General features: G+C 67.9%; 17 protein-coding genes. 6 read left to right on the plus strand and 11 right to left on the minus strand.

Annotation, left to right across the window (positions count from 1 at the left end; genetic code table 11):
* Positions 1–385: 385 nt before the first annotated feature.
* From MFF22_RS16840 to MFF22_RS16865, 6 genes are all read right to left on the minus strand, one after another.
* On the minus strand, positions 386–1,627 hold the full coding sequence (locus MFF22_RS16840; RefSeq protein WP_238250129.1) for a KpsE/RkpR family capsule polysaccharide export protein: 1,242 nt from the start codon (positions 1,625–1,627) through the stop codon (positions 386–388).
* Between the two features lie 116 nt (positions 1,628–1,743).
* On the minus strand, positions 1,744–2,397 hold the full coding sequence (locus MFF22_RS16845; RefSeq protein WP_238250130.1) for an ABC transporter ATP-binding protein: 654 nt from the start codon (positions 2,395–2,397) through the stop codon (positions 1,744–1,746).
* Between the two features lie 233 nt (positions 2,398–2,630).
* Positions 2,631–3,269: a hypothetical protein gene (locus MFF22_RS16850; RefSeq protein WP_238250131.1), complete on the minus strand. Its 639-nt coding sequence runs from the start codon at positions 3,267–3,269 to the stop codon at positions 2,631–2,633.
* Between the two features lie 379 nt (positions 3,270–3,648).
* A complete protein-coding gene (locus tag MFF22_RS16855; protein WP_238250132.1) occupies positions 3,649–4,737 on the minus strand; it encodes a branched-chain amino acid aminotransferase in 1,089 nt (362 codons plus the stop codon).
* A 123-nt stretch (positions 4,738–4,860) separates the two neighbouring features.
* Entirely contained in the window at positions 4,861–6,654 is a 1,794-nt protein-coding gene (locus tag MFF22_RS16860) for an ABC transporter ATP-binding protein (protein WP_238250133.1), read from the minus strand.
* Between the two features lie 103 nt (positions 6,655–6,757).
* Positions 6,758–7,276, minus strand: coding sequence for a Spy/CpxP family protein refolding chaperone (locus MFF22_RS16865; RefSeq protein WP_238250134.1), 519 nt, complete (start codon positions 7,274–7,276; stop codon positions 6,758–6,760).
* A gap of 134 nt (positions 7,277–7,410) precedes the next feature.
* On the opposite strand from MFF22_RS16865, the gene MFF22_RS16870 reads away from it, so the two are divergent.
* The 3 genes from MFF22_RS16870 to purH all read left to right on the plus strand — a co-directional run bounded on the left by MFF22_RS16870 (position 7,411) and on the right by purH (position 11,970).
* A complete protein-coding gene (locus tag MFF22_RS16870; RefSeq protein ID WP_238250313.1) occupies positions 7,411–8,316 on the plus strand; it encodes a metal ABC transporter substrate-binding protein in 906 nt (301 codons plus the stop codon).
* A 192-nt stretch (positions 8,317–8,508) separates the two neighbouring features.
* Positions 8,509–10,266 carry a heparinase II/III family protein gene (locus MFF22_RS16875; protein ID WP_238250135.1) on the plus strand — a complete coding sequence of 586 codons (1,758 nt, stop codon included), beginning with the start codon at positions 8,509–8,511 and terminating at the stop codon, positions 10,264–10,266.
* 105 nt (positions 10,267–10,371) lie between these two features.
* Entirely contained in the window at positions 10,372–11,970 is a 1,599-nt protein-coding gene (gene purH, locus MFF22_RS16880) for a bifunctional phosphoribosylaminoimidazolecarboxamide formyltransferase/IMP cyclohydrolase (protein ID WP_238250136.1), read from the plus strand.
* Between the two features lie 128 nt (positions 11,971–12,098).
* Here the strand turns inward: purH and MFF22_RS16885 are convergent, their stop codons facing one another.
* The 4 genes from MFF22_RS16885 to MFF22_RS16900 form a co-directional block, all read right to left on the minus strand.
* Positions 12,099–13,787: a cation acetate symporter gene (locus tag MFF22_RS16885; protein WP_238250137.1), complete on the minus strand. Its 1,689-nt coding sequence runs from the start codon at positions 13,785–13,787 to the stop codon at positions 12,099–12,101.
* A complete protein-coding gene (locus MFF22_RS16890) occupies positions 13,787–14,161 on the minus strand; it encodes a DUF485 domain-containing protein (RefSeq protein WP_238250138.1) in 375 nt (124 codons plus the stop codon). Before MFF22_RS16890 ends, MFF22_RS16885 begins: the two co-directional genes overlap by 1 nt.
* A gap of 137 nt (positions 14,162–14,298) precedes the next feature.
* Entirely contained in the window at positions 14,299–16,245 is a 1,947-nt protein-coding gene (acs, locus tag MFF22_RS16895; RefSeq protein WP_238250139.1) for an acetate--CoA ligase, read from the minus strand.
* Positions 16,246–16,534: 289 nt separating this feature from the next.
* Positions 16,535–18,961 carry a sensor histidine kinase gene (locus MFF22_RS16900; protein ID WP_238250140.1) on the minus strand — a complete coding sequence of 809 codons (2,427 nt, stop codon included), beginning with the start codon at positions 18,959–18,961 and terminating at the stop codon, positions 16,535–16,537.
* A 229-nt stretch (positions 18,962–19,190) separates the two neighbouring features.
* Between MFF22_RS16900 and MFF22_RS16905 the strand changes: the two genes are divergently transcribed.
* Together MFF22_RS16905 and MFF22_RS16910 are read left to right on the plus strand one after the other, a co-directional pair.
* The gene (locus tag MFF22_RS16905) at positions 19,191–19,679 is read left to right on the plus strand and encodes a phasin (RefSeq protein WP_238250141.1); all 489 of its coding nucleotides are present in this window, start codon (positions 19,191–19,193) and stop codon (positions 19,677–19,679) included.
* A 150-nt stretch (positions 19,680–19,829) separates the two neighbouring features.
* Positions 19,830–20,180: a hypothetical protein gene (locus MFF22_RS16910; RefSeq protein WP_238250142.1), complete on the plus strand. Its 351-nt coding sequence runs from the start codon at positions 19,830–19,832 to the stop codon at positions 20,178–20,180.
* A gap of 61 nt (positions 20,181–20,241) precedes the next feature.
* Here the strand turns inward: MFF22_RS16910 and MFF22_RS16915 are convergent, their stop codons facing one another.
* Positions 20,242–20,886 carry a L,D-transpeptidase gene (locus tag MFF22_RS16915; protein ID WP_238250143.1) on the minus strand — a complete coding sequence of 215 codons (645 nt, stop codon included), beginning with the start codon at positions 20,884–20,886 and terminating at the stop codon, positions 20,242–20,244.
* 204 nt (positions 20,887–21,090) lie between these two features.
* Here MFF22_RS16915 and aroC point away from each other — a divergent pair, with 204 nt between their 5' ends.
* A complete protein-coding gene (gene aroC / locus MFF22_RS16920; RefSeq protein ID WP_238250144.1) occupies positions 21,091–22,188 on the plus strand; it encodes a chorismate synthase in 1,098 nt (365 codons plus the stop codon).
* Positions 22,189–22,233 lie beyond the last annotated feature (45 nt).

Here is a 22,233-nt window from a genome sequence, read left to right on the forward strand (position 1 = left end):
GAAATAGGTCCGCCTAGCCCATGACGAGTGTCATCGTTGCGCCCAGACGAACGATAAGCATCACGGCTTGAACTTGAAATACGCAAATATACTACTCAAAGTAGCATATTCGATTGTCAGAGATACACTATCCCGGTCCCCCGTCCGTTTCAAGGAGGGGGCATTCTAAAGCGTTTTCCGGGACACTTGGATCCGGGACACTTGGATCACGTCATCTCCACGGTCCTTGCGAGCGGAGCGAAGCAACCCAGGGATCCGCTCAATTCTGAGATGCCCCGCTGCCCTGGATTGCTTCGCTCCGCTCGCAAAGACGAAAAGCACGCGATCCAAGGATTTCCGCAATCGCACTAGCTCTGAGATCGACCGGATCGGCAGAAAGGTTCGACTATTCCATCGCCTTGCGCGCGAAGAGCGCTGCCGCAAAAAACACGGCCGAGCCGGCGGCGATGAGGCTGATCATTAGAATGCGCCGGGGTTGAGTGGAGGATTCCGCCTTCACCGGCTGGACGATCGGACTGAAGAACTCGATCTGGCGCGCCGCAATGATGCGCGCCCGTTCATGGGCCGAGAGGACCTGCTCGTAATATTTGAACGCGTTTTTCCGCTCGTTCTCCAGGGCCTCGAACCGCGTCAAGGCTTCCGACAGGACGCGCTTCTGCTCGGGATCCTGGGTGGCGGAGGCCTTCTCGATCCGTGCGATGTTGTCGTCGATGTCCCTGATCTGTTGTTTCAGATCCATGATGCGGCGGGATTCCGGCCCAAGATCCCGCTGGCCGATGGCAAGCTGCACGGCGAGGTTGATGCGGTTGGCCCGAAGTTCCGAAATGACCTTGAGGTTGGCCTCGTTGCTCTTCTGAGCGTCGAGCACGCCTTCGCGGTTGCGGAGATCACGCACCGCGACGCTGACCTTCCGGAGCCGCTCGTCGGCGAGCTTCAACTCCCGGTCGCTCTCGGCCAGGGCATCGTTGCGGGCGGTCATGCTCAACTCGTTGACCATCCGCTCGGCCTCCTGAAGGACGGCTTTCGAGATGGCCAGGGACTCGTCAGGATCGAACGCCTCGACCCACAAGCTCATGATGCCGGAGGAGGATTCGACATCCACTTCGACCCGCTGCTTCCAATATTTCAGGAACTTCTCGATCGGTTTGTCGGGATCGAAGCGCGAGAGGAAATCGATGCTGTCCCGGCCGAACCATTCCCGGATCGGCAACTGCTTTTCGATGACCTCCACCATCGGACGGCTGAGAATGTAGCTGTAGGTGATCAGCGTATCCTGCGCGACCATCTGCGCGGGCACGCCCGAGTTCGTGCCGACGGAATCCGGCGTCGCCTTCTCGCTGCTTCCGATGGCGGGGCGGATCGCGAAGCGCGCTTCGGTGACATAACGATCCGAGGCGATGAGGCCGTAATAGATCGCCCCCGCCAGGGTCGGCAGGACGAAGCAGAGGACGAACAGGACCGGCGTCCAGGGATCGCTTTTGACGTGGCTCTGGTAGGACCGGATCCCCTTGCGCCGGTCGGCGAAGCGCGACATCCGCGCGAATTGCCTGAGCGATTCGGCGATCTGCTGCTGCCGGTCTGCCGGCGTGAGCGGCCGGCCCTCGGGCTTGCCGATCTCCATGTTCATCGAGTGATTCCCGATCTGTCGCGCGCGCCGAACCGGCTGAGCAGCCGGCCATAATCTCTGTCCGCCTGGGCCATGCCAGGGCCTGACGGCAAAACCATGTCGGCGCCGGGGCCGGATCAAGCGTTCAAGCGGTGGTAGACCTCGATGGCGTCGTTCACGTTCTCGTAGACGATGGCCCGGCCGTTGAGCAGCACGATCCCTTGGGTGCACCACCCCCGAATGACTTCCATCGAGTGAGAGATCATGATTACGTCGGCATGCTTCCGGCGCTGGGAGAAGACCTCCTCGCAGCGGCGGGCGAACCGCCCGTCTCCGACGGAGGTGACCTCGTCGATCAGGTAGCAATCGAACGGGATCGCCATGCTCATGCCGAAGGCGAGGCGGGCGTTCATGCCGGAGGAGTAGGTCCGGATCGGCACATCGAGATAGCTGCCGAGTTCGGAAAAATCCTCCACGAAGTCGAGGACCCGCTTGGGATCCTCGCCGTAGATCCTCGCGATGAACTTGACGTTATCGCGCCCAGTCATCTGCGGGTGAAAACCGCCGCCGAAGCCCAGGGGCCAGGAGACGCGCAGGCCGCGCTTGACCCGACCCCGGGTCGGCTCCTCGGTCCCGGCGATGAGCCGCATAGTGGTCGACTTGCCGGCGCCGTTGATGCCGAGGATGCCGTACGAGATCCCCGGCTTCAGGGTGAACGACGCCTGCTCCAGGATGGTCCGACGGTGTCCGTCCGTCTTGTAGATCTTCGTGACGTTCTCGAAGCGAATCAACGAGATGAGCCTCCGGGCCGCCGCTGACGGCGCGACGCTTGAAGCCAGCCCTGCCGCAGGAAAGAGGCAAATCTAGGGATCAGCGGTTACAGCAGCTTCTGCTCCCGGAGGCTCGTCAGGAAGTCGCCCTGGTAGGTATGCTGGCCGAGATGGTCGAGTTTGGAGTCGAGGTCCGCATAGACCTTCCCGCCCATGTCACGCCAGCGGCGGCAGAAGGCGTAATCTTCTGACAGTTACCGGCCCGAGTCCGGGTCGACCATGCAATCGAAGAACAGCCAGTACAGATGCGCGAGCGGATCCTCGCCGTGCCCGTCCGGCACGTATCGCAGCTCCGGATAGTGTTCCATCATTTCCAAGAAGACGTGACGCTTGATGACCATAAAGCCAGTCGTAGCCTCAGCGACCTCGATGAACCCTTCAACGTCGATGTAGGGGGCGAGGGGCTCCTTTCCCTGGCCGATGGGATTGAAGGCGTAATCGGTGTAGCGCCTCTGATACTCTTCCCGCGTGAGACCAGCCGGCATGCCATCCTGCGGCCAATTCATGATTTTCAAAGGATAGACACCCGCGGCCACATCCCTGTCCGCCCGCAGGAGCCGGAACACCGCGCTCGGCTGGAAGGCGATATCCGAGTCGATCCAGAAGATGTGGGTCAGCGACTCGTCCGCCAGGAAGTCCCTGACCATTCGATTGCGCGAGCGTGTGATAAGACTCTCGCTCCGCATTGCCAGCATCGACGTCATCCCGGCATGGGCGCACGCGTAGGCCAATTGGAAGATACTGGTGACGTAATTCATCGAGACGGCTGAAATATAACAAGGCGTCGCGAACATTACCTTCATCGAACCGAGCGCCGATTCCGGCAGCATCATGAAGCCGTCTCCAGAGACATATTCGGCAGGAGATGACCGACCGCGTCGCGGTGCGGCAGCGCCGAAAGCGGATATGTGACGTAATCGGAAACCGAAGTTCCAGGCTTAAAACCTCGCCGCCCGCGTGGGCTGGCTCGATACGAACTCTGTATCGATCATCGCGTCACTTCGAAAGTGTTTTTACAAAATTCAGTAGAAATGCAACTTCGAATACTGTCGGGCAAATCTTTACAAACGGCAGTTGGTACAACGAAGGCGGCTCACCTCTCTTGACGTGGTCGGACACACGAAAACGGGGCGGCGCTCAGCCCTCCGGCATCGCACCGCCCCGTATTGTCTTAGCCCGGCAGGAAGACGGCCATGGCCGCCGCGGGTCGGATCAGAACAGTTTCTTGAACCAACCGTGGCTGTCGTTGGTGTTGCCGCGCTGGATATCCACCAGCGCGGTCCGCAGCCGGCGGGCGACCGGCCCGGCGACCGCGTCGCCGATGGTGAAGTCGTCCTCGCGGCCGCGCACCCGGCCGATCGGCGTGATCACCGCCGCGGTGCCGCAGGCGAAGGCCTCGGTCTGCCGCCCCGAACTCACATCCGCCCGCCACTGGTCGATCGTGTAGAGCTCCTCGCGGACGGTCATCCCCACCTCGCGGGCGAGGGTGATGATCGAATCGCGGGTGATGCCGGGCAGGATGCTGTCCGACAGGGGCGGCGTCAGGAGGCTGCCGTCGTCGAAGACGAAGAACACGTTCATCCCACCGAGTTCCTCGACATATCGGCGCTCGGCCGCATCGAGGAACACGACCTGTTCGCAGCCCTTGCTCGCGGCCTCGGCCTGGGCCGCAAGGCTTGACGCGTAGTTGCCGCCGCACTTGGCCGCGCCGGTGCCGCCGGGGGCGGCGCGGGTGTAGTGTTCGGACAGCCACACGGTGACCGTGCCGTTCGGATCCTTGAAGTAGGACCCGACCGCCGAGGCGATGGTGATGAACAGGTACTCGGTGGCCGGCTTCACACCGAGGAACACCTCGTTGGCGATCATGAACGGCCGGAGATACAGGCTGCCGTCCGCCGTATCGGGGATCCAGGCGCGGTCGATCTCGACAAGCTTGCGCTGGGCTTCGATGAACGCATCCTCGGGGAAGGGGACCATCGCCATGCGCTCGGCCGAGCGGCGGAAGCGGAGAGCGTTGGCCTCCGGCCGGAACAGGGCGGCCCCGCCATCGGCGGTGCGATAAGCCTTGAGCCCTTCGAAGATCTCCTGCGCGTAGTGCAGCACCGCCGCGGCGGGATCGAGGGGGATCGGCGCCCTGGCGGTGATCTTCGCGTCGTGCCAGCCGCGGTCCGCGCTGTAGCGGGCGATCGCCATGTGGTCGGTGAACACCTTGCCGAAGCCCGGATTGGCCATCAGCGCCACGCGGTCCGCGTCGGGCCGGGGGGACGGGTTGTTCTCGATCTCGAAGGTCAGGTCGCTCACGGTCAGGTCCTCTCGGGCGGAGCCGGTCTCACCCGCGTCGCAGGGGCGGTTCCGGACCCGTGTTCCGGCGCGCTCCCCCGTGCGGAACGGGTGTCCGCAGCGGAGGGGAGCACATCCGATGCCTTATGGCGTGCTCTGCGCCGGGACGCCACTGTCCTCAGGGTGCATCGGATCGTCCGTCAATTGGAGGCGCCGCAGCCGGGCGTAGGCGCCCCCATCGGAGACGAGGTCTTCGTGCCGTCCGGTCTCGATCACCCGGCCTGCCTCCATCACCGCGATCCGCCCCGCATCGCGGACGGTGGACAGGCGATGCGCGATGACGAGGACGGTGCGCCCGCGCATCAGCCGCCCGAGGGCCTCCTGCACGAGGCGTTCCGATTCGGAATCAAGGGCCGAGGTGGCCTCGTCGAGGAGGAGGATCGGCGCATCCTTCAGGAAGGCCCGGGCCAGGGCGATCCGCTGCCGCTCGCCCCCGGACAGGCGACCGCCGCCGGGCCCGACGCGGAAATCGTAGCCCCCCGGCAGGGCCGAGACGAAACCGTGGGCCGCTGCGGCGTCGGCCGCCGCCCGGATCTCATCCGGGCCCGCGCCCGGGCGGCCGAAGCCGATATTGGCGGCGATCGTATCATCGAACAGCACGACCTCCTGAGAGACGACCGCGACCGCCGCCCGCAACGACGCAAGGGTGACCGTGCGCACGTCCTGCCCGTCGATCAGCACCCGACCCTCATCGACGTCGTAGAGCCGGGGCACGAGGTTGAGCAGGCTCGACTTGCCGGATCCCGAGCGGCCGACGAGGGCCGTCACGGAACCGGCTGGGGCGGTGAGGTCGATCCCTTCCAGGGCCGGCGCATCGGACCGGTAGCGGAAGCGCACGCCCTCGAACCGGATCTCGCCCGCGCCGACCCTGAGGGGCACGGCGTCCGGCGCCTCCCGGATCGTGGGCGCCTCGTCCATCAAGTCGAAGTAGCGGCGGAGGGCCGCGGCGGCTTCCTGCAGGATGGCGTTGAGGTTGCCCAGCGCCCGGGCCGGCTGGGCGGCCAGCAACAGGGCGGCGACATATCCCGTGAAGTCCCCGACCGTGCGGTCGCCATTCAGCACCCGCTGGCCGACGAGGACGAGCACCACCGCGACCGCGAGGCCGCCGCCCACCTCGAGCAGGGGGTCGAGCCGCCCGCGGGCATTGGCCGCTTTCATTTTCAGACGGCGTACCTCGTCGAGGGAATCCGCCGCCCGTCCCTTTAGGTAGCCTTCGAGGGCGAAGGTCTTGGCCACCCGCGCGCCCTGCAGGCTCTCGGAGATGAGGCTGGCGGTCGCGCCCATCTGCTCCTGGGTCGAGGTCGAGACCCGGCGGAGCTTCTTGCCGATCCGGCCGATCGGGCCGGCGACGAAGGGGACGGTGACGCCCGCGACGAGGGTGAGAATCGGGTCCATCCATAACAGGGCCACTACGAGCCCGGCCAGCATCGCGATGTCCCGCAGCAGCACGGTCGAGATGCGGGTGAGCGCCTCCTTGATGAAGGCGAAGTCGGTGGTGAAGCGCTGCGTCAGGGCGGCGGGGCTTTCCCGGCCGAGCTGAGCGAGATCGGATTCGATCAGGTGGCCGTAGAGGGCGACCTGCATGTCGGCTTCAACGCGGGTGACCACCCGGTTCGTCAGCACAGTCTGCCCGTAGAGCGCGAAGCCGCGCAGGGACGTGACGACCACGACGACGAGGGGCCCATAGGCGATGGCCGAGGCGTCCTTCCGGTCGAAGGCGTCGAAAGCCGCCTTGATCAGCGCCGGGTAGAGGCCCGTCGAGGCGCCGACCACGGCGATCAGGACCAGCACCACGGCGAGGACCGCGCGGTGGGGGTAGAGCCATTCCCGCCACAGCCGCATGAGCAGGGGGGCCGTGTCGCCGGGCAGGCGTGCCATGGAGAGTCCGGTTCGAACCTGTTCGCCGGACCCGGAGCGGGGCGGCGGCTGCGGTGTGCAACCCCCGCCGCCGCGGATCAAGCCATCCGGATGGAAAGCCGGTTCAGCGGCGATCGCCCTCGTGCTCGTCGTCATCGTGATGCCCGTGGCGGCGCCAGCCGCCAGGGCCACCCATCGGTCGCATCGGTGCCGTCAGGATCATCGCCCGGCGCTTCTGGCCCTGGTCGAGGCTGGCATAGAGCGGCTGGGTCGCGTCGGCGAGCTTGTGCAGGGCGTCGGCCCGAGCCCCGGCCGCGTCGGCCATCGCCCGGAGGGCACCCGGCGCGTCGTCGGCGAAGCTCGGGCGGTTCTCCATCGCCTCCCGCCGCTGCTGGCGCATCTTCGCCATGTCGCGCATGGCCGTCTCGACCGGGGGCCACAGTTTCTCCTGGTCCGGCGTGAGCTTCAGGCCGGCATGGATCGCGGCGATCCGGGCGTCGGCGAAGGCGGCCCGATCCTCGGCGGACAGGGCACTCCAATGACCATGGGGACCATCGCCGCGGCGCTCCTGGGCCCATGCGCCTCCCGCGAGGCCGAGGCCGAGAAGGCCGGTGGCGAGCAGGGCAGTGGTACGACGGGTCATCCTGAACTCCTTAACCGGCAGCGAGCGCACAGCGCCCTTCCACGCCGTATCAGGCCCTACGGATGTATCCGCCTTGTGTATGTAATAGTGTTACATTATCAGGCCGCGGCGGGATGGAGGTGCCGGTGGTCGGAATGATGCGGTTCGCGGTGGTTGCCGCGCTGCTCTTGTGGGCGGGCGTGGCCTCGGCCGCGGGGGGAGGCCCTGTCCACACGGTGGCGACATTCTCGATCCTCGGCGACCTCGTCCGTCAGGTCGGCGGGAGCCATGTGGAGGTCTCGACCCTCGTCGGTCCCGGCTCGGACGTTCACACCTTTAGTCCCAATCCAGGCGATGCCCGGACACTGGCGCGGGCCGATCTCGTGGTCGTGAACGGCCTCGGCCTCGAAGGCTGGATCGACCGGCTGATCCGCGCCTCCGGCACCAAGGCACCGGTGTTGGTCGCCAGCCGCGGCGTGTCGGCGATCGAGGATTCCGATCCGCACGATCATGCCGGCCACGACCATGCGGCGGTCGATCCCCATGCTTGGCAGAACGTGGCAAACGTGAAGATCTACGTGGCCAACATCCGGGACGGGCTGGTCGCGGTCGATCCGGCCCACCGGGCGGATTACGAGTCCGCCGCCGCCGCCTACACCGACAAGCTCGACGCCCTCGACCGGGACGTCCGTGCTGCCCTGGCCCGGATCCCGCCGGAGAACCGCCGGATCATCACCACGCACGACGCCTTCGGTTATTTCGGCAAGGCATACGGAATGACGATCCTGGCGCCGCAGGGTCTCTCCACCGACAGCGAGGCGAGCCCCCGGGACGTGGCGGCGATCATCGGCCAGATCCGCAGGGAGCGAGTGCCGGCGGTCTTTCTCGAAACCGTGACCGATCCCCGCCAGATGGAGCGCATCGCCCGTGAAAGCGGTGCGCGGATCGGAGGCGAGGTTTATTCGGACGCCCTCTCCGCCCCGAACGGTCCCGCCCCGACCTATCTCGCCATGATTGCGTCGAACGTCATGGCGTTCGAGAAGGCCCTGGCGCCCCGGTAGAACCGGTTCGGTCCGCCGATCACGGAGGGGATGAGGGGCAGCGATCCATGCGTGTCGACTTGGCCGTGGATGGCTCCGACGGGCTGACAGAGCGTAAACCAATGGTTAAGAGGCCCGCCCTACTTTGAACGGGAGGGCGCCGGCAGAACCTCGAAGGTGAGGTCTCCCCGGCCTGTCGGCATTGGAGAACGCGTGGCTTGGGGGCCTGATGGCTGGGGGCCTGACCGCTGGCGACTCTACCGCTTGCTCGGGCGCGAAGTCGCCCGGAAGGTGCGGGGTGTCGCCGCACGCCTGAGTGCGCCGCCTGCCATCCTGGCACGGGTCCGGGTGGGCGCCCTGGTGATCGCGCCGCAGGATCTGCGCACCTCGGACGCGACCTTCGCCGACGACATCTATGCCGGCCTGTTCGTGTTCGCCGGACGCTCCCTGGCGGCCGGGGGCGGCTCCCCCTTCGATTATGCGCCGCCCTCGCCGGAATGGGCGGACGAACTCTATGGGTTCGGCTGGCTGCGACACCTTCGGGCGGCGGATACGGCCCTGGCTCGGGCGAATGCCCGGAGCTTCGTCTCGGACTTTATCGCCGGTCGGGGCGATCCGGTGCTTGCGCGGCAGACCCCGGTCGCCGCCCGGCGGCTGATCTCCTTCCTGTGCCAGTCGCCTTTGGTGCTGGAGGGCGCGGATCACGGCTTCTACGACAGCTTCCTCAAGGCCATCGGCCGGAACGCCCAGCAGCTGGAGCGCGACCTTCGCCGCGGCGTGCTCCCGTCCTCCCGGCTGAGCGCGGCGGTGGCCCTCTGCTATGCCGGCCTGTGCTGCGACGGCATCCAGTCCATCCTGCGGCGCGCGACGCGGGTCCTGTCCCGGGAACTCGAACGTCAGATCCTGGCGGATGGCGGGCATCTGTCCCGCAACCCCCGTTTCGGGATGGAACTGCTGCTCGATCTCCTGCCCCTGCGGCAGGCCTTCCTCAGCCGCTCCGTCGAGCCGCCTGCCGCGCTGTTGGGCGCCATTGACCGGATGCTGCCCCTGCTGCGGCTGCTGCGCCATCCGGATGCGTCCCTCAGCCACTTCAACGGCATGGGCGCCACGGATGCCGACCACCTCGCCACGCTGCTCGTCTACGACGACACGTTCGGCCGCCCGATGATGCACGCGCCCAATTCCGGCTACGAGCGGGTGGAGGGCGGACGGGTCGTGCTGACGGCGGATGTCGGCGCCTGCCCACCCTTGCCCTATTCGGTGAGCGCCGGGGCGGGGTGCCTGTCCTTCGAGATGTCGAGCGGGCCGCAGCGGATCGTCGTGAATTGCGGGCTGCCGGCGAGCGGCCCCGAGATGCGCCAGCTCGCCCGCTCCACGGCGGCCCATTCGACGGCCACGATCGCCGACGCCTCGTCCTGCCGGTTCGTCGTCAAGTCCGGCTGGTGGTGGGAACGGCGGATGAGCGCATGGCTCAATCGCCGCCTCGGGCCGGTGGTGCTCCGGGGGCCCGTGGCCGTCGCCGCCGAGCGGATCGAGGAAGAGGACGGCATCGTGCTCGCCGCCCGGCACGATGGCTACCTGCAGGAATTCGGCCTCGTGCACGAACGACGCTGGCACCTGTTCTCGTCCGAGGGGCGGCTCGAGGGGCGGGACGCCTTCGTCCGGCAGGGCAGCGGCTCGAATGTCCGCTTGCCGGGCCGGTCTCGGGGTCATTCCGTGGCGGTACGCTTCCACATCCACCCGGCCATCGCCGTCCGTAGCGTTCCGGGCGGCATCGAGCTGGCCTCGGCGCTGGGGGAAGTCTGGCTGTTCGACGCCGAGGGGGCGGAGTTGCGCATTGAGGAGAGCGTCTACTTCGCCGGCTTGAGCGGACCGCGCCGGACGGACCAGATCGTGCTCTACCTCGCCGTGACCGACTCCGCCGAAGTGCGCTGGACCTTCGCCCGCCTCGCCGTGGCCGCCGGACGCTGAGGGGCGGCCGCCACCGGGGCGAGGCTGGCCGCACGCGCAAGTTCCGTGTTACCGCGGCGCGACATCGAAACTTCGGCACGATCCCAAAAACTTCGGCACGATTCCATGACCCACGATCTGGTGCGGGTGTCCCGCGCGCTTCTCTCGGTTTCCGATAAGACCGGCCTCGTCGATTTCGCCCGGGCGCTTGATAGCCGCGGCATCGGTCTGGTCTCCACCGGCGGGACCTTCAAGACGTTGAAGGATGCCGGCATCCCGGTGATCGAGGTCGCCGAACTGACGGGCTTCCCGGAGATGATGGACGGGCGGGTCAAGACCCTGCACCCGGCGGTCCACGGCGGGCTGCTCGCGATCCGCGACAACCCGGAACATCAGGCGGCGCTGGCCGCCCACGGGATCGGCGCCATCGACCTGCTGGTGGTGAACCTCTACCCATTCGAGGCGACCATCGCCGCCGGCAAACCGGAAGCCGACTGCATCGAGAACATCGATATCGGCGGGCCGGCGATGATCCGCGCCGCGGCCAAGAACCATGCCGACGTCGCTGTGGTGACGGATGTGGCCGACTACGCCACGATCCTGGACGCCCTGTCCGCCGGGGAGGGAGCCCTCACCCTGGACCTGCGCCGCAGGCTCGCGCAGAAGGCCTATACCCGCACGGCGGCCTACGATGCGGCGATCTCCAACTGGATGGCCGGGCAATTCGCCGTCGAGGGGCCGCAGCCCTACCGGGCTTTCGGCGGAAGTCTCGCGCAGGGGTTGCGCTACGGCGAGAATCCGCATCAGGGCGCGGCCTTCTACCGGTCACCCGGCATCCCCCGGGCCGGCGTCGCGACGGCGCGGCAGCTCCAGGGCAAGGAACTGTCCTTCAACAATTTTAACGACACGGACGCCGCCTACGAATGCGTCGCCGAGTTCGATCCGGCCCGCAGCGCGGCGGTGGTGATCGTCAAGCACGCCAACCCTTGCGGCGTCGCGGAGGGGGCGAACCTGCTCGACGCCTATGAGCGGGCTTTGGCTTGCGACCCGGTCTCGGCCTTCGGCGGAATCGTGGCCCTGAATCGGGCGCTCGACGGCGAGGCCGCCCGCAAGATCGTCGAGATCTTCACCGAGGTCATCATCGCCCCGGAGGCGACGGAGGAGGCCATCGCTATCCTCGCCGCCAAGAAGAATCTGCGCCTGCTGCTGGCGGGCGGCCTGCCCGACCCCCGGGCGCCCGGCGAGACGGTCCGCACCCTGGCGGGCGGGATGCTTGTCCAGGGCAGGGACGCGATGGTGGTGGACGACATGCCGTTGCATGTCGTCACCAAGCGGGCGCCGACGGAGGCCGAGGCCGCCGACATGCGCTTCGCCTACCGGGTGGCCAAGCACGTGAAGTCGAACGCCATCGTCTACGCGAAGGACGGCGCGACGGTGGGGATCGGTGCCGGACAGATGTCACGGGTGGATTCCTCGCGGATCGCCGCCTGGAAGGCCCGGGAGGGCGCCGACCGGCTCGGCCTCGCCGACAGCCTCGCCAAGGGTGCGGTGGTGGCGTCCGACGCCTTCTTCCCGTTCGCCGACGGTCTGCTCGCCGCCGCCGAAGCGGGCGCCAAGGCGGTGATCCAGCCGGGCGGCTCCATGCGCGACGCCGAGGTGATCGCCGCCGCCGACGAGGCCGGGCTGGCGATGGTGTTCACCGGTCACCGGCATTTCCGGCACTGACCGTCGGCGCGAGAGGTCGAGCCCTCGATCTCTCCCCGTCATTGCTTAGCTGCACTCGCCGTGACGCCAAATGAAATGGGGCGCGGCTCTCGCCGCGCCCCTTTCCGTTCGTTGGATCGTCGGACCGGTCAGTGGGCGTGAACGCCCGACGCACCGATGCCGGTTTCGGAGCGCACGAACTGGGCCTCGAAGGCCGCCCGTTCGCGCTGGGCCCGGCGCGAGTTGTCCATCAGCGACACCACCCAGATGGTCGCGAAGGCCAGCGGCATCGAGAACAGAGCCGGGTTGTCGTACGGGAACAGCGCCACGGGATGCCCGAAGGTCGTGACCCAGACCGCCTTCGACAGCACCACCATTGCCACCGCCGCCACCAGTCCGACGAGGCCTCCGATCAGGGCACCCCAGGTCGTCGTGCCGCGCCAGAGGATCGACATCGCCAGGACCGGGAAGTTGCAGCTCGCCGCCACCGAGAAGGCCAGCCCGACCATGAAGGCGACATTCTGGTTCTCGAAGATGTAGCCGAGGACGATGGCGAGGATGCCGATGACCACGGCGGCGATCTTCGACAGGTTGACCTCATGCTTTTCGGTGGTGCGCCCACGGGCGATCACCTGGGCATAGAGATCGTGGCTGACCGCCGAAGCGCCGGCGAGCGTGAGGCCCGCCACCACCGCGAGGATCGTCGCGAAGGCCACCGCCGAGATGAAGCCCAGGAAGTACGGGCCGCCGACCGCGTTGGCGAGGTTCACGGCGACCATGTTGGTGCCGCCGATCATGTCCTTCAGCTTGTCGAAGGTACCCGCCGCGCCGAGCTTGAAGTAGCTCGGGTCCGACATCAGCAGGGCGATGCCGCCGAAGCCGATGATGAAGGTGAGGATGTAGAAGTAGCCGATCAGGCCGGTGGCGTAGAACACCGACTTGCGGGCCGCCTGGGCATCCGACACCGTGAAGAACCGCATCAGGATGTGCGGCAGGCCGGCGGTGCCGAACATCAGGCCGACGCCGAGCGAGATCGCCTCGATCGGGTTCGACACGAGGCCGCCCGGCGCCATGATCGCCTCACCCTTCGGGTGGACGTCGACGGCCTTCTTGAACAGCACTTCCGGGTTAAAGCCGTAGGAGTAGAGCACGGCGCCGGCCATGAAGGTCGCGCCGCCGAGCAGCAGGCACGCCTTGATCACCTGCACCCAGGTGGTGGCCTTCATGCCGCCGAACGCCACGTAGACGATCATCAACACGCCGACGATCACTACCGCGTAGAGGTAGGGAAGGCCGAAGAGCAGCTGGATGAGCTTCCCGGCGCCGACCATCTGGGCGATCAGATAGAATGCGACCACCACGAGGGTGCCGACCGCCGAGATGATGCGGATCGAGGTCTGATCGAGGCGGAAGCTCGCCACGTCGGCGAAGGTGAACTTGCCGAGGTTGCGCAGCCGCTCCGCGATGAGGAACAGCACGATCGGCCAGCCGACGAGGAAGCCCGTCGAGTAGATCAGCCCGTCGAACCCGGAGGTGTAGACGAGGCCGGAGATCCCGAGGAACGAGGCCGCCGACATGTAGTCGCCCGCGATGGCGAGCGCGTTGGTGCCGGCCGAGATCCCGCCGCCGGCGGCGTAGAAGTCCGCCGCGGACTTGGTGCCCTTGGCGGCCTTGTAGGTGATGCCCAGCGTCAGCAGCACGAAGAACAGGAACATGCCGATGGCCGGCCAGTTCGTGGCCGATTGCTGGACGGCGCCGAGGTCCGGCCCCGCGGCATAGGCCGCCGTCGCCGCGATGGCGGCCAGCGTCAGGCCCAGGAGGAGGGGAGCGCTGCGCATCACCGGCCGACCTTCCGCTGGAGGGCGTCGCTCAGGGCGTCGAAGCGCGTGTTGGCGCGGGCGACGTAGATGCCGGTGAGCATGAAGGCGAAGAGGATCACGAAGACCCCGAGGAACAGGCCCAGCGATGCGGTACCCCCGCCGACCTTGATCGCCATCACCGACTTGTCGAAGGCGATAAGGCCGATGAAGCCGAAATAGACCACCAGCATCAGGCCGGTGAGAATCCAGCCGAACCGCGTGCGCTCATGGACGAGTTGCTGAAACTCGGGTGTCCGCGCGATGCGTTCGAGTTGCGGGTCGACGGCATCGACGCCCGCTTTTCCCAGGGGCGTCACCCGCGCCCCAAGACTTCCAACCCCAGACCCGCTCATCGTCTTGTCCTCCCCGAAAGCCTCTTCCGGCCTTCCACTGCATTGCCAAGATTTGTCTTGGATCTTGTTGTTCGTGGGGGCAGCCACCGGGTTGGCGCCTGCCCCGTCCCGTCATTCCGCCTTGCGGCGGTCTCGGATCAAGCCCGGTTTTGCCGGTTGTCGATCAGGTCGTCGACCACCGCCGGGTCGGCCAGCGTCGAGGTGTCGCCGAGCGAGCCGAAATCGTCCTCGGCGATCTTGCGCAGGATCCGGCGCATGATCTTGCCCGAGCGCGTCTTGGGAAGGCCGGGGGCGAACTGGATCAGGTCGGGCGAGGCGATCGGCCCGATATCCTTGCGCACCCAGGCGACCAGCTCCTTGCGGAGCGCGTCGTCGCCGTCCTCGCCCTCGTTGAGGGTTACGTAGGCGTAGATGCCTTGGCCCTTCACGTTGTGCGGATAGCCGACCACCGCCGCCTCGGAGACCTTGGGGTGGGCGACCAGGGAGGATTCGACCTCCGCCGTGCCCATCCGATGGCCCGAGACGTTGATCACGTCATCGACGCGGCCGGTGATCCAGTAGTAGCCGTCCACGTCCCGCCGGGCGCCGTCGCCGGTGAAGTACTTGCCGGGGTATGTCGAGAAGTAAGTCTGCTCGAACCGCTCGTGGTCGCCGTAGACCGTGCGCATCTGGCCCGGCCAGGAATCAGCGATGCAGAGGTTGCCCTCGCAGGCGCCCTGCAGGGCCTTACCCTCCGCATCGACCATCTCCGGCTTCACGCCGAAGAACGGGCGCGTCGCCGAGCCCGGCTTCAGGATGGTGGCGCCGGGGAGCGGGGTGATGAGGATGCCGCCGGTCTCGGTCTGCCACCACGTATCGACGATGGCGCAGCGGCTGTCGCCGACGACCTTATAGTACCACTCCCAGGCTTCCGGGTTGATCGGCTCGCCGACCGACCCCAGCACCCGCAGGCTCTGGCGGGAGGTCTTCTTCACCGGCCCCTCGCCGCCGCCCATCAGCGAGCGGATCGCGGTCGGGGCGGTGTAGAAGATGTTGACCTTGTGCTTGTCCACGACATCCCAGAACCGGGAGTTCGACGGATAGGTCGGGATGCCCTCGAACATCAGCGTCGTCGCGCCGTTCGCGAGCGGGCCGTACACGATGTAGCTGTGACCCGTGACCCAGCCGACGTCGGCCGTGCACCAGTACACGTCGCCCTCGCGGTAATCGAAGACATATTCGTGGGTCATTGAGGCGTAGACGAGGTAGCCGCCTGTCGTGTGGACGACACCCTTCGGCTGGCCCGTCGAGCCCGAGGTGTAGAGGATGAACAGCGGGTGCTCCGCCTCCACCGGCTCGGCGGGGCACTCGTCGGTCACCTGTTCGGCGGCCTCGTCGTAGTAGACGTCCCGGCCGGGCTCCATCGCGACGTTGCCGCCCGTGCGGCGCACGACGACGACGTGGTCGACGATCGCGCTGCCCAGGCGCTTGATCGCCTCGTCCACGTTGGCCTTCAGGGGCACCTTGCGGCCGCCGCGCAGGCCCTCGTCCGCGGTGATCACGAGCTTGGAGCCGCACCCCTGGATGCGCTGAGCCAGGGAATCCGGGGAGAAGCCACCGAAGACGATGGCGTGGATCGCCCCGAGCCGGGCGCAGGCGAGCATGGCGTAGGCCGCCTCGGGGATCATCGGCAGGTAGAGGGTGACGCGGTCGCCCTTGCCGACGCCACGGTTGCGCAGGACGTTCGCCCACCGGCACACCTGCGCATGCAACTCGCGATAGGTGATGTGCTTGGACTCGTCCGGGTTGTCACCCTCCCAGATGATCGCGGTCTGTTCGCCTCGCGATTCCAGGTGGCGGTCGACACAGTTATAGGCGACGTTCGTCGTGCCGTCCTCGAACCACTTGATCGAGACGTTGCCGGGCTCGAAACTCGTGTTCTTCACCCGGGTGTACGGCGTCATCCAATCGATGCGCTTGCCGTGCTCGCCCCAGAAGGTGTCGGGGTCGGTCACCGACGCCCGATACATCTCGCGATACTTGGCATCGTCGACGAGGGCGCCTTGGCGCCACGAGTCCTGGACTTCGACAACCCTGCCTTCCATGGTGTTTCATCCCTGTTTTGGTGGCCCGATCGTATCGCGGTTCACACCGCGCAGCCAGGACTTCCAAAGTCGTGTAGCGCCATGACGGCGACGTCGATAACCCCGAGTCGCCGCCTGCGCAAAAGAACCAGTCGCGTTCGGATTAAGTTGAGCGCAATGGAACTGTGATGAACGTCGCATTGCCGCTCTGTCAAGCAGCCGTTTCTCGCGAAACCACCTGATGGCCCTCACATTTCGCCCGGTCCGGGACTTGCGCTGACAAACCCGCCCTCTTGTCTCGCGGGGACTGTCAGGCCCGGGCGTTGCGCCGGGCCGGCAGGAGGATCTCGACCAGCATTCCCTCCTCGCCCCGGCCGGCGAGGCGCAGGCGCCCGCCATTGGCTTGAACAAGGGCCCGCGGGAGGGCGAGGCGAAGATCTTCCTCCGCTGTGCCCGGCTCGATCCCGTCCTGCGCCGGGCTGCCGTCGCGGACCCGCAGGGCGACTTCCGCAGCCTCGCCCGTGCCGGTCGAGACGATAACCTGACCGCCGGCGACCGACCGGCGGATCGCATGTTCGATGACGAGGGATGCGGCCCGGCGGACGCTGGGCTCATCCACTTCAAGCTCGGCGAGGTCGGCCGAGAAGCTCGTCCGAAGGACGATCCTGCCGCGGGCGGCCTCCGTCTGGAGCACCGAGACGCAGCCGGCGACGACCTCGTTGAGGGCCAGGGGGCGGGGATGGAGGTCGATCTGCCCCGACTCGATGGCGGCGAGATCGCTCAGCTCCGCCATGCGCTCGACGATCCGCTCCCCCGCATCCCGGATGTCGGACAGGCAGGCCCGGTAGCGCAGGTCGCCGAGGGCGCCGAACCGCTCTTCGAGCATCGAATGGGTCAACTGAAGGATGGCGTTGACCGGCTCCCGCAATTCACGGTTCAGTCGCTGCAGGCTCAAGGCGCGGGGGGGCGCTTCGCTCCGTCCCTGGGACGGAGTGCTCCCGCTGGCGGGCTCGGGCAGCCGGTGGAGGACGGCGACCCGGTGACCGTCCGCCCGGGGCGGAGCGAGGGAGACCGTCATGGCCCGGCCCTTCGCGAGGATGGCGGCCGGCGCCTCTCCGCCGGCCAGAGCCGCCGCCAGGGGGCCGGCACTGCCGGCGTCGAAGAGGCCGGCGAAGTCGCTGCCGACCAGCTCCGCGGGGCTACCCCCGAGGCAGGAAGCGGCGGCGCGGTTCAACGTCACGACGCGGCCCTGGCCGTCGATGGTCACGACGCCGGCCTGGAGGGCATCCAGGGCGGCCTCCGCCCCGATGGCCCGCCCGGCCTGGACCTCGCGGGCGAGACGCTCGGCGGCGAGTTCCCGCCGGGGATCGGACTCGTCGAGGATGCGAAGGAGCAGGATGGCGGCGGGGCCGCCCTCCCACGCACAGATCCCGCGGGTGATCTCCACCGGCCGCGCCGCGCCGCTGGCGGTGCCGATGGCGGCTTCGTGGGAGAGGCCACTGCGGAAATTCGGTGCTCCGCCGGGGAAGATGGCGTCCATCCCCGCCCCGCGGAGATCGTCGAGACCGGCAAACCGCGTCAGGTCGAGGAAGGGGCGGTTCGCGGCCAGGATCGCCGTGCCCCGGTGGACGAGGGCGGCCATCGGCAGGCCGTCGAGCAGGCCGACCGAGCCATCGCCCTCGGGCGAAGCGGCCGACGCGGGCAGGTCCCCCCGCAGGCCCGGGAAGGGCGTGACCGAGCCCTCCGGCCGGGTACCGGCCGGCTGGCCGTCGAGGGAGTCTTCGTCGCCCGCATAGCGCGCGCCGAGGGCGCGGGCGATCTCGCGAAAGGCCGCGTGCTCGTCGGTGGAGAGGGTTGTCTCCGCCGCCGCGTCCTCGTCCTCGTCCGACGCGAAGGCGAGAAGGTCGGCATCGATCGGCGCGGACACAGCCTCTTCACGGCCGATGGCCCGTATCACCCCGAACCCCTCGAAGCCGCGGAACTCCCTGCCCTCGCGCCCGGCCGGTGCGCCCGACACCTCGGCCTGGATCGTCAGATCGCCCAAGCGGAAGCTGACCGGCACCCGGCGGAAGGTCCGCCGGCTCGCCAGGGCTGCGGCGATGGGCGCGATGCCGGGCTCGGCGTGGTGCCCCGCCAGGGTCGTCCAGTCTTGTCCGGTAAGGCCGGCGAGGGCGCCGGTCAGATGGGTGAGAACCGATCCATCGTCGCTGCGCCAGAGGAACCGGTCGCCCTCCCGCGGGACGTTCGGCGCCGGCTCAGCGGCGACGGGCTCCGCCGCCGGCATGACGGGGGAGGGGAGCGGCGTCGCCGTCGTGGGCACCGTCTGCGTCATCCGCACGGGTGCCGACCGCGGTAGGGACAGCGGGCCGGAGGGGGCGGCGAGGAACACACGCCTGCCCTCGGCGTCGCCGGCGCAGGATACCAGGAAGACGGAGGGCGGGGCGATCCGGCGGGGGTCGAGGCGCAGGCGCACGAGGCGATGACCGCCCTCGGCCGGGCAGGCGGCGGCGAGCTGGCGCACGACGGCCCGGCTGTCGAGGCCCGTCAGCACGTCGGCGAGGCGGGCGGCGGCCGGCGAGGCATGCCGCACCCTGCCGTCTCCGGCATCGAGCACGAGGTATGTCCCGCTCCCGTCTTGGACGACGGCCGCGAGCGCCGGCTCGCGCCCCCAGAGCGCGAAGGCCGGAGCGAGGCTCCCGACGTCGCCGCCGTCCCGCGATGTGCTGTCGGTGTGCAAGTCCCGCGACTCCGCTCCCGCCTTCAAGGGCCCGCCAAGCGAGGCGAGCTTGTGATTGGCTCTCTTTCTTAACCCGAAGTCCCGTGAATGGCTGGACTCCAGGGCAGAGCGTCACACGTTTACGTCATGTCAACCTTAATGCCGGCGGCGCGGGTGGCATATGGCTGCGAATCGATTATTGTGCAGTGCACAACGCGCCATCAACAGCCGCTAATGAGAGGACGGCCACATGAGCAACACTCCGAACTACGAAGTTCCGACCGAGATGCGCGAATTCGCCGAGAAGAGCGTCGACCAAGCGCGCAAGGCGTTTGACAGCTTCATGGGCGCCGCGCGCCGCACGGCCGACACCGTCCAGGGTTCTGCGGAACTCGCCCGCAACAACGCGGAGAGCGCCTCGGCTCGCGGTTTCGAGTATGCCGAGCAGAACGTCAACGCGGCGTTCGACTTCGCCAAGCGCCTCGTGCGTGCGAAGGACGTGCAGGAGGCGATGCAGCTCCAGGCTGATTTCGTCCGCAGCCAGTTCGCGGCGATGCAGTCCCAGGCCAAGGAGTTCAGCGGCCTCGCGCAGAGCGCGATGCAGCAGGGCGCCGAGCGTGCCAAGTCGGCGATGCAGCAGGGTGCCGACGAGGCCCGCAAGGCCATGGAGCACGGCCGCGACGCTGCCAACCAGACCGTCGAGAACGCCCAGGAAGCGGCGGACCGCGCCACCCACTGATCCGCACCAGCGGATCCGCGTGCAGAGGTCGGTCGGACCGGCCCCATCGGCCCGCCCCCGTCAGGGGCGGGCCGTCTCGTTTTTGCCCCCATTCGCCCCGACAGCGACGCGGCGGGGCCCACCGGGCCCGGAAGGAACGGGAGTTCGACGATGAACGGAAACCGTGACGGAGGGCGCCGGCCTACCCGGATGCTGCGACTCGCGACCATCGCCCTGGCGCTCGCCGGATCCGCCACGGCGGCCGGCGCACAGTATTACGAGGGCCCGCGCGGCGGCTACGGCGGCCCCGCCTACGAGGAGCAGGACTATCCGCCGCCCCGTCGGCGGGTGGTACGTGAGGCCGGCTACAATTGCGAAGCTGTGCAGCGGGGCCTGACCGGGCCGCGCCCGTATTCCTGCCCCCTGCCGGGGCCGCGCCCCCTGGGCGCCCGGTGCTTCTGCGATCTGCCGATTGCCTCATTCAGCCCGGCCCAGACCGCCGTCGGGCACGTGGTCCCCTAACGCGAACGCCCTGCCCGGCAGGTGCCGGGCAGGGCGTTGCATCGTTCCGATTGGGGCGCGATCAGTTCAGCACGACGACCTTCGCGCCGACCTTCACGCGCTCGTAGAGGTCGCTGACGTCGTCGTTGGTCATGCGGATGCAGCCGGACGAGACCGCCTGACCGATCGTATCGGGCTCGTTCGAGCCGTGGATGCGGTACTCGGTGCCGCCGATGTACATGGCGCGGGCGCCGAGCGGGTTCTCGATGCCGCCGGCCATGTAGCGCGGCAGGTCGGGACGGCGGGCGAGCATCGCCTTCGGGGGCGTCCACGACGGCCATTCCTTCTTGGCGGTGATCGTCTTCACGCCGCCCCAGGTGAAGCCGGGCCGGCCGACGCCAACGCCGTAGCGCAGGGCTTCCCCGTTGCCGAGGACGAGGTAGAGGCGCCGCTCGGAAGTGGATACCACGACCGTGCCGGGGGCGTAGTTGCCGTCGAAGGCGACCAGCTCACGGGGGATCGGCTGGACCTGCGCCTGAGGGGCAGCCTGGACGCCCTGGCCGTAGCCCGGGTTATAGGTGCCCTGGTAGCCGTAGGGGCTCTGGTCCGAGTAAGTCTCTTCCGTGTCGTTCTCGCCGAAGGGATCGTAGGAAGAGGCGGCGAAGGCGGGAGCGGAAAGAATGCAAACGCCGAGGAGCGCGGCAAGCGCAGTGGCCGAGGTCTTCATGGTGCCTACCTGTGCAATAACCTTTGCTGTTACAAGCGTGAGCATGGCACCCGAGTTCCACGATGGTCTTGGGATTTTTAGTCCCGCCGCGAATACGTAAGTTTTTAGGTTTGCGACTGTTTCCCGCCGGGCGCAGAAGGGCGTGACCGCCCCCGGGATCGCCCGGTTTGTGAGTCGGGGCCAGCCGCGCTAGAGCGAGCCGCCATGTCCCACAACTCGTTCGGCCACCTGTTCCGCGTCACGACCTTCGGCGAGAGCCACGGGGTCGCCCTCGGCTGCGTCGTGGATGGCTGCCCGCCCGGCCTGCCCCTGGAGGCGGAGGAGATCCAGGCGGAGCTCGACCGGCGCAAGCCAGGCCAGTCGCGATTCACGACCCAACGCCGGGAGCCCGATCAGGTGAAGATCCTGTCGGGTGTCTTCGCCGACGATCGCACGGGGGGGCGCCAGCTCACCACCGGCACGCCCATCGCGCTGATGATCGAGAACACCGACCAGCGCTCGAAGGACTATTCCGAGATCCGCGACAGCTACCGGCCGGGCCATGCGGACTACACTTACGATGCCAAGTACGGCATCCGCGACTACCGCGGCGGCGGCCGTTCCTCGGCCCGGGAGACCGCTGCCCGGGTGGCGGCCGGCGCCGTGGCGCGCAAGGTGATTCCCGCCGTCACGATCCGTGCGGCCCTCGTGCAGATGGGGCCGCATGCCATCGACCGGAGTCGCTGGGACTGGGACGAGGTAGCCCGCAACCCGTTCTTCTGCCCCGACGCGGAAACGGCGGCCTTCTATGAGGCCTATCTCGACGGCATCCGCAAGGATGGCTCGTCGGTCGGCGCGGTGATCGAGGTGGTGGCCGAGGGTGTTCCGCCGGGGCTCGGCGCCCCGGTCTACGGCAAGCTCGACTCCGACCTCGCCGCGGCGATGATGTCGATCAACGCGGTGAAGGGCGTGGAGATCGGCGACGGGTTCGCCGCCGCTTCCCTGCGCGGCGAGGACAATGCCGACGAGATGCGCGCCGGCAACGACGGGCGCCCCCGTTTCCTCGCCAACCACGCGGGCGGCATCCTGGGCGGGATTTCCAACGGTGAGCCCGTGGTGGTCCGTTTCGCCGTCAAGCCGACCTCGTCGATCCTCACGCCCCGGCAATCGGTGGACCGGCAGGGGAATGAGGTCGACCTGATCACCAAGGGGCGCCATGACCCCTGCGTCGGCATCCGCGCCGTACCGGTGGCCGAAGCAATGATGGCCTGCGTGCTGGCCGACCACTTTCTCCGTCAGCGGGGGCAGGTCGGGCAGTTCTGACACTGATGATCTCACGCCCCGCGAAGGGGAGGGCGAGATCCGTAT

The sequence above is a fragment of the Methylobacterium persicinum genome (genome assembly GCF_022179525.1).
Lineage (GTDB): Bacteria > Pseudomonadota > Alphaproteobacteria > Rhizobiales > Beijerinckiaceae > Methylobacterium > Methylobacterium persicinum.